We start from the raw sequence: 14,688 nt of genomic DNA, 5'->3' as shown, positions 1-14,688 counted from the left end.
CGGGGGCGGGTACTTAAAATATATAGACGGGATCAACCCGTAATGGTGGTACCCATCCATGTCGTCATAGAAAAAGTGGTGCAGGCGCTCGCTTCCATGGCTGGAAGTAGATTTAGGTCTAAAGAGATTTTTGCTGCAAATACCATAACTGGACAATTGATGTGACAATCTTACTGCCAAAATTTCTATTAGCCAAACAATCCATTGTAGTTTTTTGAAAAAAAAGGAAATTCTATTAGTAATAAGGCAAGAATTCTAAGAAAAACTGAGATTCTAATATAATCATTGTCAAAGTGATTCAAATACAAAATTGAATTTGGACTCATTTTGCTTATTTTAGAATACCACTAAATCCACGGAAAAATGCGCACTGCCAAAACTTACTCATTTGGACTTATCTTCCTGCTTTTTATGAGCTGCGCAGGGACCAAAGCAATAAATCCCCTCAATAGCCTAAAAAGCAATAGCTGGGCACTTTCATCATTAATGGGCAGCGGACTGGACATGAGTCAATTTGCTGGAGGAGTTCCTTCCTTGAGCTTTCTTGATGACGGAAATCTTGCAGGGTTTACAGGTTGCAATAACTTCTCGGGAAACTTCATGCTGGAAGGCACTGGACTTCTCTTGGACCCTGGGGCAATCACAAAAAAAATGTGCCCAGGCAATGGGGAAAAGGTCTTTATTTCAGCTTTGACTAAGGTAAAAGAACTGAATATCAGTAAAGACAAACTCATCTTACTTGATGGAGCCACCGAGTTGATGAGTTTTGTCCCTAAGAAAGACTAGGTTAAATTATAGCAATTCTGTGATGGTGAGATTTCTGCCGCGGAATTCTACCTGCTCATTTTTTTTGCGTCCAACCAAAATTTCGCCAAGGGGTGAGTTTTTACTTAGCATAAAAAGCTTCTGATCGTCCACAGCGATTTGTCCGAGGCTAATTGAAATCAGGTACTTGTCGTTACCCAACTGGACCAAGCTACCTTCCTGAACGGAAGGAGAAGTCTCTTTGATCGCCTGCAATCTGCACAGCTCGTCAAATTCAAAATTTGCTTGCTTCAACTGATTTTCTACAGTCATCAGGTCACGGGACATTGTTTCCCGTCCTGTCTCAAACTTATCTCCTGCACTACTTTTAGTATCTTCCAAAATCCCATCATTGATCGCTTTTCGCTCGGCTTTCAATAAGTTGATTTTCTCTTTCACCTGCACAATCGCAGTTTGGTAAATTTTTTCTTTAAACGTATTCATAAAATATCAAGAGCAGCCGTCTTTTCGGCGAGTATCGATGATGTAAACTATTTTCCAGCCTGAGGCCATTTTGACTAATTGAAATGAATTCACGCCGCAATGGCTGAATTTGTCATTGGCATAAAACTCATAAGGAGTCCAGGCTGTAGCCATAGGCCCGTCAATGTTGATTTGGTAGTCAGTGATTCGTTCATCAAGCTTCATTTCCACAGGAAGACTTCCAATTCCCTTCACAAAATCAGCCACTGAACCAGCTTTTACTGTGCCGGTATCACCTGTTGTTTCAATGGTCTGCATGATGGCATTTTCTGAAAAGACCGAAGCAATCTGCTCAGCATTTTTTGCTCTCATCCCATCAAAAAGTGTCTGAATCACTTCCTTTACATCAGCTTCATCTGTCTGAGAAAAAGCAGGGAATACCAAAATAAGGGAGAATAGACCGAATAGTAGATTTTTCATTTTCGCTAGTTTTAACTTAAACTTCACCATAAAGTTTGAATGTCATATTTCTCAAAGAATGTGTATTTACAGCGTAATGCATTGCCTCTGCGATCTCGTCCGCCCGCACCCATTTACTGAAATCGGCGTCAGGCATTGACTCACGATTAGGCGGTGTGTCGATGATGCTTGGCACGAAAACATGTGATCTAATTGGCGTGTTTTTCGTCTCCTCACCAACTATTTCAGCTAAAGAAATCACCAACTTTTTACTTAAGGCATATGCCAAAGATCCACCAGCGTCCTCCATTTGTAGCGCCGGTCTAGCACCCACAAAAAGAAAAGTACCTTTGCCCTGCGACTTCATGATTGGCAAAAAGCCCTTCACTAAATGAAAAGCAGAAAAGAAATTAAGCGAAAACATTTTCTCCAATCCAGCCTGACTTGTAGCAGATAATCCACCAGAGGAGTAGCCCCCAACTAGAAAAGCTAAGGCATCTACATCGCCATACTGCATATTATACTCTTTGATAAATTCAGCAACTGCTTTTTCATCAGTTACGTCCACCTCATAGGCATCATCAGATTCTTCTACCTCCTCGTTTTTTCCGGGATGGAGAAGCGCAATGATATGATAGCCTTCACGCTTAAACTTCTCAACTACTGCCGAACCTAAATTTCCTCCTGCTCCTGTGATAATAATATTTCTGCTCATACTACTCCAAAATTCTTTCTGATATTTGTTAAAATTAGCCTTAATTTTTCAAAAACGTCATGAATCAACTCAAAAGCATAATAAAGAATCAGGAAAACATACGAAGAAGAAATTTCTTTTTAAAGTTCCTCCTACTTGTGGTTTTGATCACAGCTTTTGAATCAAATAGCTGGTTTAGCCCATTCTTCGATACGCATATTATCGCTTCAAATCTGATTAGAGCTGCAATATTCTTACTTAGCGGAAACTTGATTATTTCTCTTGCGAGAATTATCACGCTACAGTTTTATCTCAAAAGAACGGAGGAATCCAGAGTACAGCCCAACTTTGTAATCGGTATAGACCGTCTCTCCACATTGCTAAACATTATGATCATTTTGATCACGATGATGCTCGCTTTTGGGGTTCGCCCACTAGAATTTTTGACAAGCATCACAATCGTGGCTGCAGCAATTGCATTGCTCACGAAGGATTACATTACCAATATTGTAAACGGTTTGATCATGATGTTTTCAGATCAATTGGAGATTGGAGATAAGATTTTGATCGGAAAAAGCATGGGATTTATCAGAGATATTACGCTGATCAATATGGAACTGAAAACTGAGACTGGCGAAATTATCATTATCCCAAACACGCTCGCCCTTACCTCTGAAGTGGTCAATTACTCCAAAAATAATTCACATCAGGTAATCCTGGATTCAGAAATCCCTTTCTATTCTGCGATCTTATTGAATGAGCTTGAAAGTGCGTTAAGTCATTCATTACGAGAATTTTCTGATCACGTATTTATAGATGGCGCTCAATTAACAATAATCGAGAGAAAACCAGAAAGCATCATCGTTCGCTTCCAATTCCCAATCAAATCCGGGGAGAAAATCATCGAGAAAAACGTCAAGAAAACTGTAAACCAAGCCTTAATCAACTGGTCAAATGAAACCCGAAAAGCCTAATTATTTCGATCTCGTTTATCAGGTAGTCCGTCTCATTCCTAGTGGCAGAGTTACCAATTACGGTGCGATTGCGCATTACTTGGGAATTAAAAGTGGTGCCAGAATGGTCGGATATGCCATGAATGCGGCACACACCATGTCAGATGTTCCTGCGCATCGCGTGGTGAATAGTCAAGGGTTGCTTACCGGAAAAGGACATTTCGAAACACCCACCAAAATGCAGGAATTGCTGGAAAAAGAAGGGGTAAAAGTCGTGAAAGACAAAGTCCAGAATTTCGAAAAGGTTTTTTGGAATCCTGAGTTGGAATTGGCTTTATGATTTATTAGATCGAAGCAAATACAACCCAACAAACATAATCAGTCCATTCAAAATCAGAGCTTCGAAGCCGAATTTGTAGCCCCAGAATAATTTCTCCGAATTAGACGCTATCGCAAAAGTCAACACTGGTGCAAAGACAGCGAGGTAAGGAACGAACCTATCCTTCACCTTCCATTTGGTGAAAAGCCCAAAGGAATACAGACCAAGCAATGGACCATAGGTATATCCTGCAATCACAAATACAGAATTAATCACACTTTGGTTATTGATTACATGAAAAGCCATAATGACCAAGAACATGATAAAAGTGAATACTATGTGGACTTTCTTTCGAACTGAGACTCTTTTTTCCGCAGGGTATCTTTTTTCTATCTCTAAGAAATCTATACAAAATGATGTAGTAAGCGCTGTCAACGTTGAATCCGCACTGGAGTAGGCCGCAGCGGTGATTCCCAACACGAAGATGATCCCAGCAAAAGGAGAGAAATACTCTGTAGCAAGGAGTGGGAAAAGCTCGTCAGTTTTTAAAGGAATCTGTATACCTTGAGTCTCGGAATACAGGTATAATAATACTCCTAATGAGAGAAAAAGGAGATTTACGAATACAAGAATGATCGTAAACCAGAACATATTTTTTTGCGCCTCGCCTATATTCTTACAGGTCAGATTCTTTTGCATCATATCCTGATCCAAGCCGGTCATGACTATGGTTATAAAAGCCCCAGAAATAAACTGCTTGAAGAAATTCGTACCTGCTTTCCAATCCCAGTTGAAAATCTGAGAGCGTGAATCATCGGAAACAGCCTTGATGTAATCACCAACTCCATTGAAATTCAGCTCATTTCCGACCATAATTACGCAAACCACCACAGCCGCAAGCATAAAAAATGTCTGAAGTGTATCTGTCCAAACCACCGTCTTGATGCCTCCTCGATGAGTATATAACCATATCAAACCAACGGTTATCAATACCGAAACCCAAAATGGAATTCCCAAGGAATCAAAAAGGATCAGTTGAAGTACACTTGCAACCAGGAAAACCCGAATCGATGAGCCTAAAGTTCTGGACAGAATAAAGAAAAATGCGCCTGTTTTATAGGACCAAAAGCCAAATCTATCATCCAGATATGAATAGATGGAAACCAGATTTAATCGGTAATAAAGCGGCAAAAGCACCTTGGCTATCACGAAATAACCCAGCGTATAGCCCAAAACAACTTGGAAGTAAAAAAAGTTAGTATTGCCAACTTCCCCGGGAACTGAAATAAATGTAACTCCTGAAAGAGAGGCTCCTATCATCCCAAAAGCCACCAAAAACCAAGGGGATTGGCGGTCTCCAGTAAAGAAGGTATCAGCAGAAACTTTGCGAGAAGTGAAGTAAGAAATTAGAAATAGAAGTAAAAAATAACAACAGATTACCAGGAGAACTAGTTGTGAATTCATAAATCGTATTGAAGTGGGTTCGCTAAGTTGTCCAATATTCTTAATTTTGCAAAATGAATCATTCAAACGAACCACTTCCATACATTGAGGAATCAGAAGTTCTGGTGGAGGATTTGATAGATATTGAATCCAACGACCTGATCGTGTACAATGACGAATTCAACACCTTCGATCATGTGATCAAGATTCTGATGAAAGTTTGCAAGCATAACATAGAGCAAGCGGAACAATGCACGATCACCATTCATTATAGAGGGAAATGTGCCGTAAAAAAAGGCAGCATGACAGAGCTAAAACCTATGTGTGAGGCTATATTAGATGCCGGAATCCAAGCCGCAATAGAATAACACAACTACGCCTAAGTGAATTTCCCCTCCAAACTGATAGAAGATGCTGTCACCGAAATCTCCCGACTCCCGGGTATCGGTAAGAAAACAGCGCTTCGACTAGCACTTCACCTTCTCAAGCAGCACGAGGCAAACACCGAAGCTTTGGCTTTGGCGATCACCCGTATGCGTACAGAGATTCAATATTGCAAAACCTGCCACAATATCTCTGATGCGGAAGAGTGCAGCATTTGTATAAGCCATCGTCGGGACGGCTCGCTTCTATGCGTCGTAGAAGATATTCGTGATGTGCTGGCTATAGAGAATACAAATCAGTTTCAGGGAAAATATCATGTGCTAGGAGGAGTAATTTCTCCTATTCAGGGCATAGGGCCGGAGGAATTGAAAATAGAATCTTTGCTCTCTAGAGTAGAAGTAGCTGCGCAAAGTGCACCCATTAAAGAAGTTATTTTAGCGCTTAGCGCCACGATGGAAGGAGATACCACTTCTTTTTATCTGGCGAAAAAGCTAAAAGAAAAAGGTGTGCAGGTGAGTTCAATTGCGAGGGGAATTCCTGTGGGGGGTGAGCTAGAGTTCACTGATGAAGTAACTCTTGGCCGTAGTATCATGACCCGAATTAATTACGCTACCGAGTAAAATTTCTTTTGCGTAGGAAAAACCTAGGTCTATATTTGCAAACCTAAATGGGGGATTAGCTCAGCTGGCTAGAGCGCCACACTGGCAGTGTGGAGGTCACCGGTTCGACTCCGGTATTCTCCACTAAAGCTTCACAGAAATGTGGAGCTTTTTTTATTTTTTAGGTTAGGCCAATTCAATACTCCTGAAACTTTTATGTAGCACTTACTTCTTCAAATCCGTATTAAATATACTTTTGAAACATATTTAAACTGAATCTCAATGCATCGTCTATTAGTAGTATTTCTTACATCGTCGCTACTATTTTCTTGTGAAGACAGTATTGATTGCGATGGTTTCGACCTTGGAAAAGAGTTTGAAATAGCAATAGATGAAACTATACAAAACTGTCCTAAAAACATTTCATTGACACTATTAGATGTTCAGGATTCCCGCTGTCCTGCAAATGCAGTCTGTATATGGGAAGGGATGATCGTGGTAGAAGGGAAACTCACGGTAAATGGAAAAGATATAGACTTGCAATTGAGTACCAATGAAAATGTAAGTGCATACCCTAATCAGTTCTCCACATCAGATTACACTGTCAAACTGATCGATGCTATCCCATATCCAGACCTAAACAACCCTCACAAAGCAACGGATAAACGTGCTGTTTTGATCGTTTCGAAAAGATCTACTTAAGATTGTTTAAATTCGCATGATTTACTTCCCAACTGGAAACCAAAATGCGAAATCGAATACTTATCGTCTTATTTTTACTAGTAACCTTCAGTTCCTGTTCCTGTAACCCTGAAAACATCGCAAAATTTGCGTTCAAAGGCATGGAAGCAATGATGGGCGAAGGCTTTATGCCTTCCGAGGAAATTAGGAGACTCGGCAATTTTCAAGGGATGAATGTCAACCTCAGCAAGTCGACTACCGATGACGAGACCATTTCCACCATTTTCCTAAAATTACAAAATGGAGACCCATTAATTCTGGGAAACCAACCGGAGGTTTTGGCAAGAAAATGTGCAGAACTTTACCTACGGGATTTTGAAAATGCTGAAGATTATCAACAAATTACCGTACAGTTTATTCAAACAGACCCTACAAATCCGGAAAATGTGGCAATGCAGGAGTATATGTTTGACACGAAAGATTTTTAACTCAACCTATTCTTTATGGAATTACCTAACGAATACAAGAAACCGCCTACCTCACTTGGGGAGTGGATAATCGCTGTCTTGGTAAAACGCCTTCCTTTGATCGGCTTGATCATGCTCATCGTATGGGCAACAGACAAAAACACAGATCCTGATAAGGCAAACTGGGCTAAAGCTGAGCTGATCGTGAAACTTATCATTTTCGCCCTTGTAATAATTTTTATAGCTGTCATTGGCTTTGGTGTATTCGCTAATTTCGCTGAAGATGTAAACTGGTCCGACTTCGATTAATGCAGATAAAAGCTTTTTGCTCTGATATTGACGGCACCCTCCTCAATTCGGTACGCGATCTTTCACCTCGTCTCAAAGCTGTGGTGGCAGATTTACCTGAGAATTTCCCGGTGATTTTGGCTAGTTCACGGATGCCTGATGCCATGCGACATTTGCTTCATGACTTGAACCGCTTCCCCCAACCTTTGATTGCCTACAATGGTGGCTATGTGCTAAGTGCTGATGGAGAAGTATTGGAGGACGTGACCATTCCTGTGGACTTGGTTGCAAAGATTCTTAAACTAACCGAAAAAACTGATATTCATGTGAGCTTGTATCAGGGAGAAAAATGGTACGAGGAAAAAGATGATTATTGGTCTCAGCGGGAAGTGAAAAATACTAAAGTTCAATGTGATTGGCTTCCTGGTCACGAAGTGGTTGATCTTTGGACAAAGAATAATTCTGGCGCTCACAAAGTCATGTGCATGGGTGAATCGAATGAGATGGCATGGCTCTTTGGTGAGCTACATTTCGAGCATTCTCTTGATTTGCACTTGTATCGATCCAGTGATACCTACCTGGAAATTGCACCAAAAGCTATTTCAAAAGCCACCGGCTTGAGGAAAATCCTGGAGCATGCCTATGATTTCGGGATGGAATCCGTGGTAGCTTTTGGAGACAATTACAACGACATAGATCTCTTACAATCAGTTGGCTGGGGAGTCGCGGTGGACAATGCGCGGATGGAAGTAAAAGCTGTCGCTAAAGAGATCACACATCACAATAAAGAGGATGGCGTTGCAGCGGTATTAGAAAAAATTAGAGATTTGAAATTTAATATCAGCTAAGAAAGCTAGCTTCTTGACACTAAAGTCTTGGCTCCTGATTCTAGAATCTTGGTTCTTGAATCTGGGCTCTCAGTTCTCTAGACTTTAATCTAGCTACCTTATACTTGCTACTTAGAATCTACAAAAGCCCTGATCCGTCCTCAACATCCTCAATTGCTTTGGAAAGGAATTCCTGAAGTGGTCTCATCTTCTGAAAACCTTCTAAAGTGATATTGATAAAATTACCTGATTCAATATCTCCATCAGAAATTTTGGAAGACACCGTGAAGCTTTTCAACCTTAAATAATCAATATACTCATGATCAGCCTCGTAATCACGGGGACTGGTTTTGAGTTTTTCACCTTCAATCTGCCCGAATTGAGATTTGAATACTGGGTTGCTTTCAATTTTCGCCAATTCAGCTCCAGAGTAATCGATTTCCTTTCTGATTTTTTTCAATGTCTCAGTCATAGGCATCCAGATTCCACCAGCTAAAAACGAGTTGCCAGGCTGAACCTGAAGGTAATAACCAGGACCTTCGGACTTCTTGCCTTTTGGAGAGAAATAGGCCCCAAAGTTGGTTTTGTAAGGTTGTTTATTCGCTGAGAAGCGGATATCCCGATTTTGCCGGAAGACACAATCCTTGGGTTTGAACACCAAGAGTTCAGGTTCCCACTCGCCAATTCCTTTTAGCAAAACTGCCACATCTTCCAAAAATTCAGCCCTTGTATCCAAATACCATTTCTTGTTGGCATCCATCCATTCTTTGGAGTTATGTTCGGCTAGGGCAGCAAGAAAAGGCAAGTATGGACGCATAATCATATCAGAATTTAAGGGTTGAACTCATGAAATCGAGCATGACGAGAACTTCACACAATTGGATAATTATCAACCATGCGAGATTCCATCTGGCAATTGAAAATCAAATTATAAAAAGATGAAATAAGTTAACTGGCTATAGGTGAAATTGATTTCAAAAAGAAGAATATATTGTTTTTAGACTATTGAACCTGTCTAGATAAAATCTACCAATCCCTCCAGCTTCATGCCACGGCTACCTTTGATCAGAATCAGGTAATCCTCCAAATTGCTGTCCTGAAGCCAGTTTCTGAATGAAAAAGGATCTGGGAAATACAATGCCTTAGGATACTTCGCCAAGGCTGAAACTATCAACTGACCTGTAAAACAAACCTTGTCTATCTCATATTCGCTGATGACTTCTCCTAGCCGAGCATGCTCAGATTCCGCATGATCTCCCAATTCAAACATATCCCCGATAATCAGCATTTTGTGCTTTTTGCCAGTCATAGTCCCGAAGGTTCGAATGGCCACCTCCATACTTGAAGGATTCGCATTGTAAGCATCCAGAATAATCAGGTTACTTCGCTTCTCTACCAATTGAGAGCGCATATTAGAAGGCTGATAAGCTACAATGGCCTCCACAGCATCCTGCATTTCCACGCCAAAAAACTTCCCAATCGTCAAGGCAGTGGCGATATTCCCAAAATTATAAGCCCCGATTAAGTGGCTTAAGTAAACTGAGTCATCTCCTCCCACCGAAAATTTCACAAAAGGATTGGCATCTATAAAGTTCACCTCACAGAAATCTCCCTTGGCAGGATAAAGAATTGGTGCCTCGAATCTTTTTGAAAAATTGGACAAGATTGGATCCTGAGAATTGATAAAAACCTTTCCGTGATTTTCTCTCAAAAACTGGAATAGCTCAGTCTTAGTTTTAAGAACACCTTCCGGCCCTCCCATGCCTTCCAAATGCGCTTTCCCGATATTGGTGATCACACCATGAGTCGGCTCGGCGATCAAACAAAGCTCTTCAATATCGCCCTGCTTATTCGCTCCCATTTCCACGATCGCGATTTCGTGCGCTTCAGTAATTGAGAGCAAAGTCAGTGGCACGCCAATGTGGTTATTAAGATTCCCTACTGTTGCTGCAGTTTTGAATTTCTTACTCAAAACAGCCTTCATCAATTCCTTGGAGGTTGTTTTGCCATTTGAACCAGTCAACCCAATGATCGGAATATCCAATTGCTTTCGATGATGATTTGCCAAATCTTGAAGCATCTTCAGACAATCTGCTGCCAAAAAATAGCGCTCATCGTCCTCAACAAAATGGGTTATATCATCAATAACGACTACTGAAGCGCCCATTTCCAACGCTTTTGGCGCAAAAGCATTCGCATCGAAGTTTGGTCCTTTCAATGCAAAAAAGAGATTGCCTTTTTCGATTTTGCGAGTGTCAGTGCTTACGCCAGTTGATTTTTTGAAGAGAGTATATAAAATGGAGAGATTCATCGTTTTCGAAAGAATTAATTCCCAAAATAAAGGAATCATTCACATCTTTGGAGAAGGACAACCGTATTAATTTGTCTTAGCTATCACCATTCCATGCGCAAATTCTGGATTTTCACTTTTCTCATCAGTAGCTTTCAGCTGAATGCACAAGAAATTTTTCGCTTAGATCAGACCCCTCAAGTCACATTTGCCAACACTATCCTTCCCTCTCCATTTACCGGAGGGATCAATGCTGCGCAAATTGAAACGATCGATTTGACTAACGATGGCAATGAAGAATGGGTGACTTGGGATATCAATTCCCGTCAGCTTTTGGTCTTCAAAAAAGACCAAGAAAAATTCATCCATCAGCCAGAATTAACTTATGCCTTACCTAACGACATCAATGGTTTTCTCGTGTTGGCGGATTTTGATGGGGATGGCAAAAAGGATTTGTTCACTTCCACGGCTTTAGGGATCAAAGCCTATAAAAACACCTCAAGTGGCAATCAGATTTCTTGGGAAGTTGCTCAAAATTTCCTCAAACTTGACGGTTCCGGGAATATTCAAACAAATAACCTCGACACTCCTTTAATCCAGGATTTGGATGGGGACGGAGACCTGGATTTGGTGATTTTCAACTTTGCCGGAGGCGACTACATGGAGTTTTACAAAAACACGAGTGTGGAACGAAAAGGATCAGCGGATATCGACGGATTTGCTTTCGGAGTAAGTCATTGGGGAAATTTTGAGTTTTGTGGCTGCGGAGATCTTTCCTTCGGTCAAACTTGCTCAGGTTCTCCATTAGCAAAAATGGATTTGGAGGATGAAAATAACAGAATCGAGCATGCTGGCGGGCATTCTATTTTATATCAAGATTTTAATGGAGATGGAATTGAAGACTTGGTTTTAGGTCGTGATGAATGTAATATCCTCTATTTTCTTCCCAATTCAGGGACTACTATCGAACCGATTTTCACGAACTTTTCAAATACTCTTCCAGGCTATGGTGCCTTTCCGGAATTCCCAGTGTACCATATTGGCCAACTGATCGATGAGGAACTTCTTGTATCCTTAAACACAAGTGAAGCCTCCTCCAATTTTGGGATAGATTTCGCCAATTCTATCGTAAAAATCGATTCAGAGAGGAATACTGACTTTAATTTCTTACAAAATCAGATGATTGATTTGGGAGAAAATGCTAAGCCTTTCCACATTGGAAATAAGTCAAATGGGAGCTTATTCATCATCTCAAATAAATTTAAAAACGGAGAAGTAATTGCCGCAGAATCCATGCTTTTTCTAGAAGATGGAGCGTTTACTTATGTGGACGTGTACAATGAGTCACTTGAAAACCTAAAACTTATTGATGCTCAAAAACTTTTATATAATGATAAAGTAGGCAAACACCATCACCTGATCACTGGAATATCCAGACAAGGAAGCATCCCAACTCAGCTACTTTATGAGTTGGAGGAATCTGATTATCAACCAATCACCATCACTGGCTATCAGCCCCAGCGGGGAGATTATCTTCAGTTTTTCGCTTATGAAAATGAAGATCTGATGCTAGTAGCTTCGCAAAACGGGAGTCTGGATTTGTATGGGGTTGATCTCTCCAATTTTACAGCAACACTCTTAGAATCAGACTTTTTAGGGTTTGCTGACAATCCTGCCAACCGGAATCTAAGTGTTGCCGTGCTGCAAAAAACCAATCCTGATCTATATGCTGTGGATCAAAATGGGGTAATCAGCAAAATTGAGGACTTTATGCAGTCCGCTACCATTTCGGAAGTTTTGGTACAAATCGGAAATCAAACCCTTCCAACCCGTTTGGGTAGAAATACTTGGATCACCATAGTTACTGAAGCTTTTAGTGGTGCTACAGATTTGGTTTTGGGAACTAGGGCTGGTGGTTTGATTTATTTAAGTTCAACTCAGGAATCCAATCCTAACGAAGACGAATACCAAATCAAAGTTTACCCAAACCCAAATGATGGACCGATCAAAGTTCTGACGAACAAAACCTCAACTGGTACTTTGATCAATTCACTTGGACAGGAGCTTCTGAGTGAAATCACTTTTCCCGCCAACACCGAAGTGGAAATTCAAGCAGGATTTTTAACTCCTGGACTTTATATCTTAATCCTTGAATCTGAAGGTAAATTCAAGGAAACCCGCAAAATCTGGATGCGCTAATTACAGGACTGGCTTTTTGGATTGTTTGAAATAGGGTAGTTTTGGATATAATATAAATCCATGAAAAACATCTACTTATTCGCAATCTTGGGGATATTCCTCATTTCTTGCTCAACAGATCAAGCAGAACCCGCTGATCTGATTTTCACCAACGGTGTCATTTATACAGTAAATGAAGCCCAGCCGACTGCCGAAGCCGTGGCGGTAAAGGACGGGATGATTTTGGCCGTAGGCACAGCAGAAGAAATCGAAAAACACAAAGCAGAAAATACGGAGGTCATCGACCTAAATGGTGAAACCATGACTCCAGGTATCATCGAATCCCACGCTCACTTGATGGGAATTGGGTATAACAAACTGGAGCTCGACCTCATGTACGTCAAAACCTACGACGAATTGGTCGAGAAAGTGGCCGAGGCCGTTGCCAAAGCTAAACCAGGCGACTGGATCACCGGTAGAGGCTGGCATCAGGACAAATGGATAGAGAAGCCTGAAAAACTGGTAAAAGGCTTCCAGACCAACGATCAACTCAATGAAGTTTCCCCAGACAATCCCGTATTTTTGAGACACGCGAGTGGTCACGCAGCTTTCGCAAATGGAAAAGCGCTTGAACTTGCGGGAATCAGTAACCTGAAAGGTGAGCGACCAGGAGAAGTAGAAGGAGGTGAAATCATCCTCGATGAATTGGGCAATCCTACTGGTATACTTTCCGAAAGAGCTTCAGGGCTTGTGGCCAGATTGATCCCGGCGGAGACTCCAGAAAGAGCGGAAGAGGCGTTGACTTTGGCATTGAAAGAACTGAATGAAAAAGGAATTACCAGTTTTCACGATGCTGGCAGTGGTCAAAATGTAATTGACTTAATCCAAAAATTCAAAAACGAAGGCAAGCTTACGGTCCGCCAATATGTGATGCTGACAGGAACGCAACCTGCACTTTTGGAAGAGTGGTACAAAAAAGGCCCCATGATCGATAGCGCGGATCACATGTTGACCGTACGTTCGATCAAATTGAACTGTGACGGCGCTCTAGGAAATCGTGGTGCATGGCTGTTGGAAGACTATTCAGACAGACCTGATCATCGTGGTCATGAGACCTTGCCAATGGAAGTGGTATCTGAAGTTTCAGAGAAAGCTATTCCTGCAGGTTTTCAAGTGTGCTCACACGCGATCGGAGATCGTGCAAACCAGGAAATCCTTGATCGTTATGAAGCTGCTTTTGCAAACCATCCAGATTCCAAAAAACTGAGATTCCGCATCGAGCATGCTCAACATATCCATCCAGATGACATTCCAAGGTTCGGCGAAATGGGCGTGATCGCTGCTATGCAAGCCATTCACCTAAGTTCAGATCGTCCTTGGGCTATCGATAGATTAGGTGAAAAACGCATTGTCGACGGTGCTTATGTATGGCAAAAGCTGATGCAAACCGGAGCTGTAGTAACCAACGGAACAGATGCACCTGTGGAGCCTGTTGATCCTATTCCATCTTTTTATGCTTCTGTAACTCGTAAAACTTTAGAAGGAATGCCAGAAGGAGGCTACGAAGGAGATCAGAAAATGACGCGTGCTGAAGCATTGAAATCCTATACCTTGGATGGCGCCTTTGCCGAGTTTGAAGAAGATTTCAAAGGGTCGATAGAAGTCGGAAAAGCAGCTGATTTCACGGTTTTTGATAAGAACATCATGGAAGTTCCGGAAGATGAAATTTTGAATACCAAAGTAGCTATGACTGTAGTGGGGGGAAAAGTGGTATATAAAAAGTAGGTTGTCGGTTGTCGGTTGTCGGTTGTCGGTTGTCGGTTGTCGGTTGTCGGTTGTCGGTTAAAGAAAACGACGTTTCAACTATTCGGTTTGCAAT

The 14,688-nt window shown here is 41.3% G+C and carries 17 protein-coding genes and 1 tRNA gene; 12 read left to right on the top strand and 6 right to left on the bottom strand.

The genetic code is table 11. The annotated features are described in order from the left end of the window. Positions 1–363 precede the first annotated feature (363 nt). Positions 364–786 carry an META domain-containing protein gene (locus tag LV83_RS09770; RefSeq protein WP_111611366.1) on the top strand — a complete coding sequence of 141 codons (423 nt, stop codon included), beginning with the start codon at positions 364–366 and terminating at the stop codon, positions 784–786. Between the two features lie 6 nt (positions 787–792). Here LV83_RS09770 and LV83_RS09765 read toward each other — a convergent pair whose 3' ends face one another. From LV83_RS09765 to LV83_RS09755, 3 genes are read right to left on the bottom strand one after another with little or no spacing between them, the layout of a single operon-like run. After that, positions 793–1,248 (bottom strand): hypothetical protein, encoded by a 456-nt coding sequence (locus tag LV83_RS09765; protein ID WP_111611365.1) that lies wholly within the window; start codon positions 1,246–1,248, stop codon positions 793–795. Positions 1,249–1,254: 6 nt separating this feature from the next. Next, on the bottom strand, positions 1,255–1,707 hold the full coding sequence (locus LV83_RS09760; RefSeq protein ID WP_111611617.1) for a nuclear transport factor 2 family protein: 453 nt from the start codon (positions 1,705–1,707) through the stop codon (positions 1,255–1,257). Between the two features lie 16 nt (positions 1,708–1,723). After that, positions 1,724–2,401 (bottom strand): SDR family NAD(P)-dependent oxidoreductase, encoded by a 678-nt coding sequence (locus LV83_RS09755; protein WP_111611364.1) that lies wholly within the window; start codon positions 2,399–2,401, stop codon positions 1,724–1,726. A gap of 59 nt (positions 2,402–2,460) precedes the next feature. On the opposite strand from LV83_RS09755, the gene LV83_RS09750 reads away from it, so the two are divergent. After that, entirely contained in the window at positions 2,461–3,354 is an 894-nt protein-coding gene (locus LV83_RS09750; RefSeq protein WP_111611363.1) for a mechanosensitive ion channel family protein, read from the top strand. Then, positions 3,335–3,673, top strand: a complete 339-nt coding sequence (locus LV83_RS09745) for an MGMT family protein (RefSeq protein WP_111611362.1) — start codon at positions 3,335–3,337, stop codon at positions 3,671–3,673. The genes LV83_RS09750 and LV83_RS09745 overlap by 20 nt, the downstream gene beginning before the upstream one ends. Here LV83_RS09745 and LV83_RS09740 read toward each other — a convergent pair. After that, complete coding sequence (locus tag LV83_RS09740; RefSeq protein ID WP_111611361.1) at positions 3,668–5,116, bottom strand: sodium:solute symporter; 1,449 nt, start codon at positions 5,114–5,116, stop codon at positions 3,668–3,670. The two genes, LV83_RS09745 and LV83_RS09740, sit on opposite strands and share 6 nt — an antisense overlap. Positions 5,117–5,169: 53 nt before the next feature. Here LV83_RS09740 and LV83_RS09735 point away from each other — a divergent pair, with 53 nt between their 5' ends. The 7 genes from LV83_RS09735 to LV83_RS09705 all read left to right on the top strand — a co-directional run bounded on the left by LV83_RS09735 (position 5,170) and on the right by LV83_RS09705 (position 8,362). Continuing rightward, the gene (locus LV83_RS09735) at positions 5,170–5,463 is read left to right on the top strand and encodes an ATP-dependent Clp protease adaptor ClpS (RefSeq protein WP_111611360.1); all 294 of its coding nucleotides are present in this window, start codon (positions 5,170–5,172) and stop codon (positions 5,461–5,463) included. Positions 5,464–5,478: 15 nt separating this feature from the next. Beyond that, on the top strand, positions 5,479–6,099 hold the full coding sequence (recR, locus tag LV83_RS09730; RefSeq protein ID WP_111611359.1) for a recombination mediator RecR: 621 nt from the start codon (positions 5,479–5,481) through the stop codon (positions 6,097–6,099). Between the two features lie 49 nt (positions 6,100–6,148). Next, positions 6,149–6,222, top strand: a tRNA-Ala gene (locus LV83_RS09725). A 138-nt stretch (positions 6,223–6,360) separates the two neighbouring features. Further along, positions 6,361–6,780 (top strand): hypothetical protein, encoded by a 420-nt coding sequence (locus LV83_RS09720; protein ID WP_111611358.1) that lies wholly within the window; start codon positions 6,361–6,363, stop codon positions 6,778–6,780. Positions 6,781–6,824: 44 nt separating this feature from the next. Next, complete coding sequence (locus LV83_RS09715) at positions 6,825–7,247, top strand: hypothetical protein (RefSeq protein WP_146613703.1); 423 nt, start codon at positions 6,825–6,827, stop codon at positions 7,245–7,247. Positions 7,248–7,262: 15 nt separating this feature from the next. Next, complete coding sequence (locus LV83_RS09710; protein ID WP_111611356.1) at positions 7,263–7,535, top strand: hypothetical protein; 273 nt, start codon at positions 7,263–7,265, stop codon at positions 7,533–7,535. Then, positions 7,535–8,362: a Cof-type HAD-IIB family hydrolase gene (locus tag LV83_RS09705; protein WP_111611355.1), complete on the top strand. Its 828-nt coding sequence runs from the start codon at positions 7,535–7,537 to the stop codon at positions 8,360–8,362. The genes LV83_RS09710 and LV83_RS09705 overlap by 1 nt, the downstream gene beginning before the upstream one ends. 118 nt (positions 8,363–8,480) lie before the next feature. On the opposite strand, the gene LV83_RS09700 is transcribed toward LV83_RS09705, so the two are convergent. Together LV83_RS09700 and LV83_RS09695 are read right to left on the bottom strand one after the other, a co-directional pair. Further along, positions 8,481–9,158, bottom strand: a complete 678-nt coding sequence (locus LV83_RS09700; protein ID WP_111611354.1) for a DUF2461 domain-containing protein — start codon at positions 9,156–9,158, stop codon at positions 8,481–8,483. A 198-nt stretch (positions 9,159–9,356) separates the two neighbouring features. After that, positions 9,357–10,652 (bottom strand): UDP-N-acetylmuramoyl-tripeptide--D-alanyl-D-alanine ligase, encoded by a 1,296-nt coding sequence (locus LV83_RS09695; protein WP_111611353.1) that lies wholly within the window; start codon positions 10,650–10,652, stop codon positions 9,357–9,359. 93 nt (positions 10,653–10,745) lie between these two features. On the opposite strand from LV83_RS09695, the gene LV83_RS09690 reads away from it, so the two are divergent. Together LV83_RS09690 and LV83_RS09685 are read left to right on the top strand one after the other, a co-directional pair. Further along, complete coding sequence (locus tag LV83_RS09690; RefSeq protein ID WP_111611352.1) at positions 10,746–12,830, top strand: T9SS type A sorting domain-containing protein; 2,085 nt, start codon at positions 10,746–10,748, stop codon at positions 12,828–12,830. Between the two features lie 60 nt (positions 12,831–12,890). Next, entirely contained in the window at positions 12,891–14,594 is a 1,704-nt protein-coding gene (locus LV83_RS09685) for an amidohydrolase (protein ID WP_111611351.1), read from the top strand. The last annotated feature ends 94 nt before the right edge of the window (positions 14,595–14,688 follow it).

It is taken from the genome of Algoriphagus yeomjeoni (assembly GCF_003259505.1).
GTDB classification, from domain to species: Bacteria; Bacteroidota; Bacteroidia; order Cytophagales; family Cyclobacteriaceae; genus Algoriphagus; species Algoriphagus yeomjeoni.
Note: the sequence above shows the minus strand (reverse complement) of the source record. Positions and strands in the feature narration are given on the sequence as shown.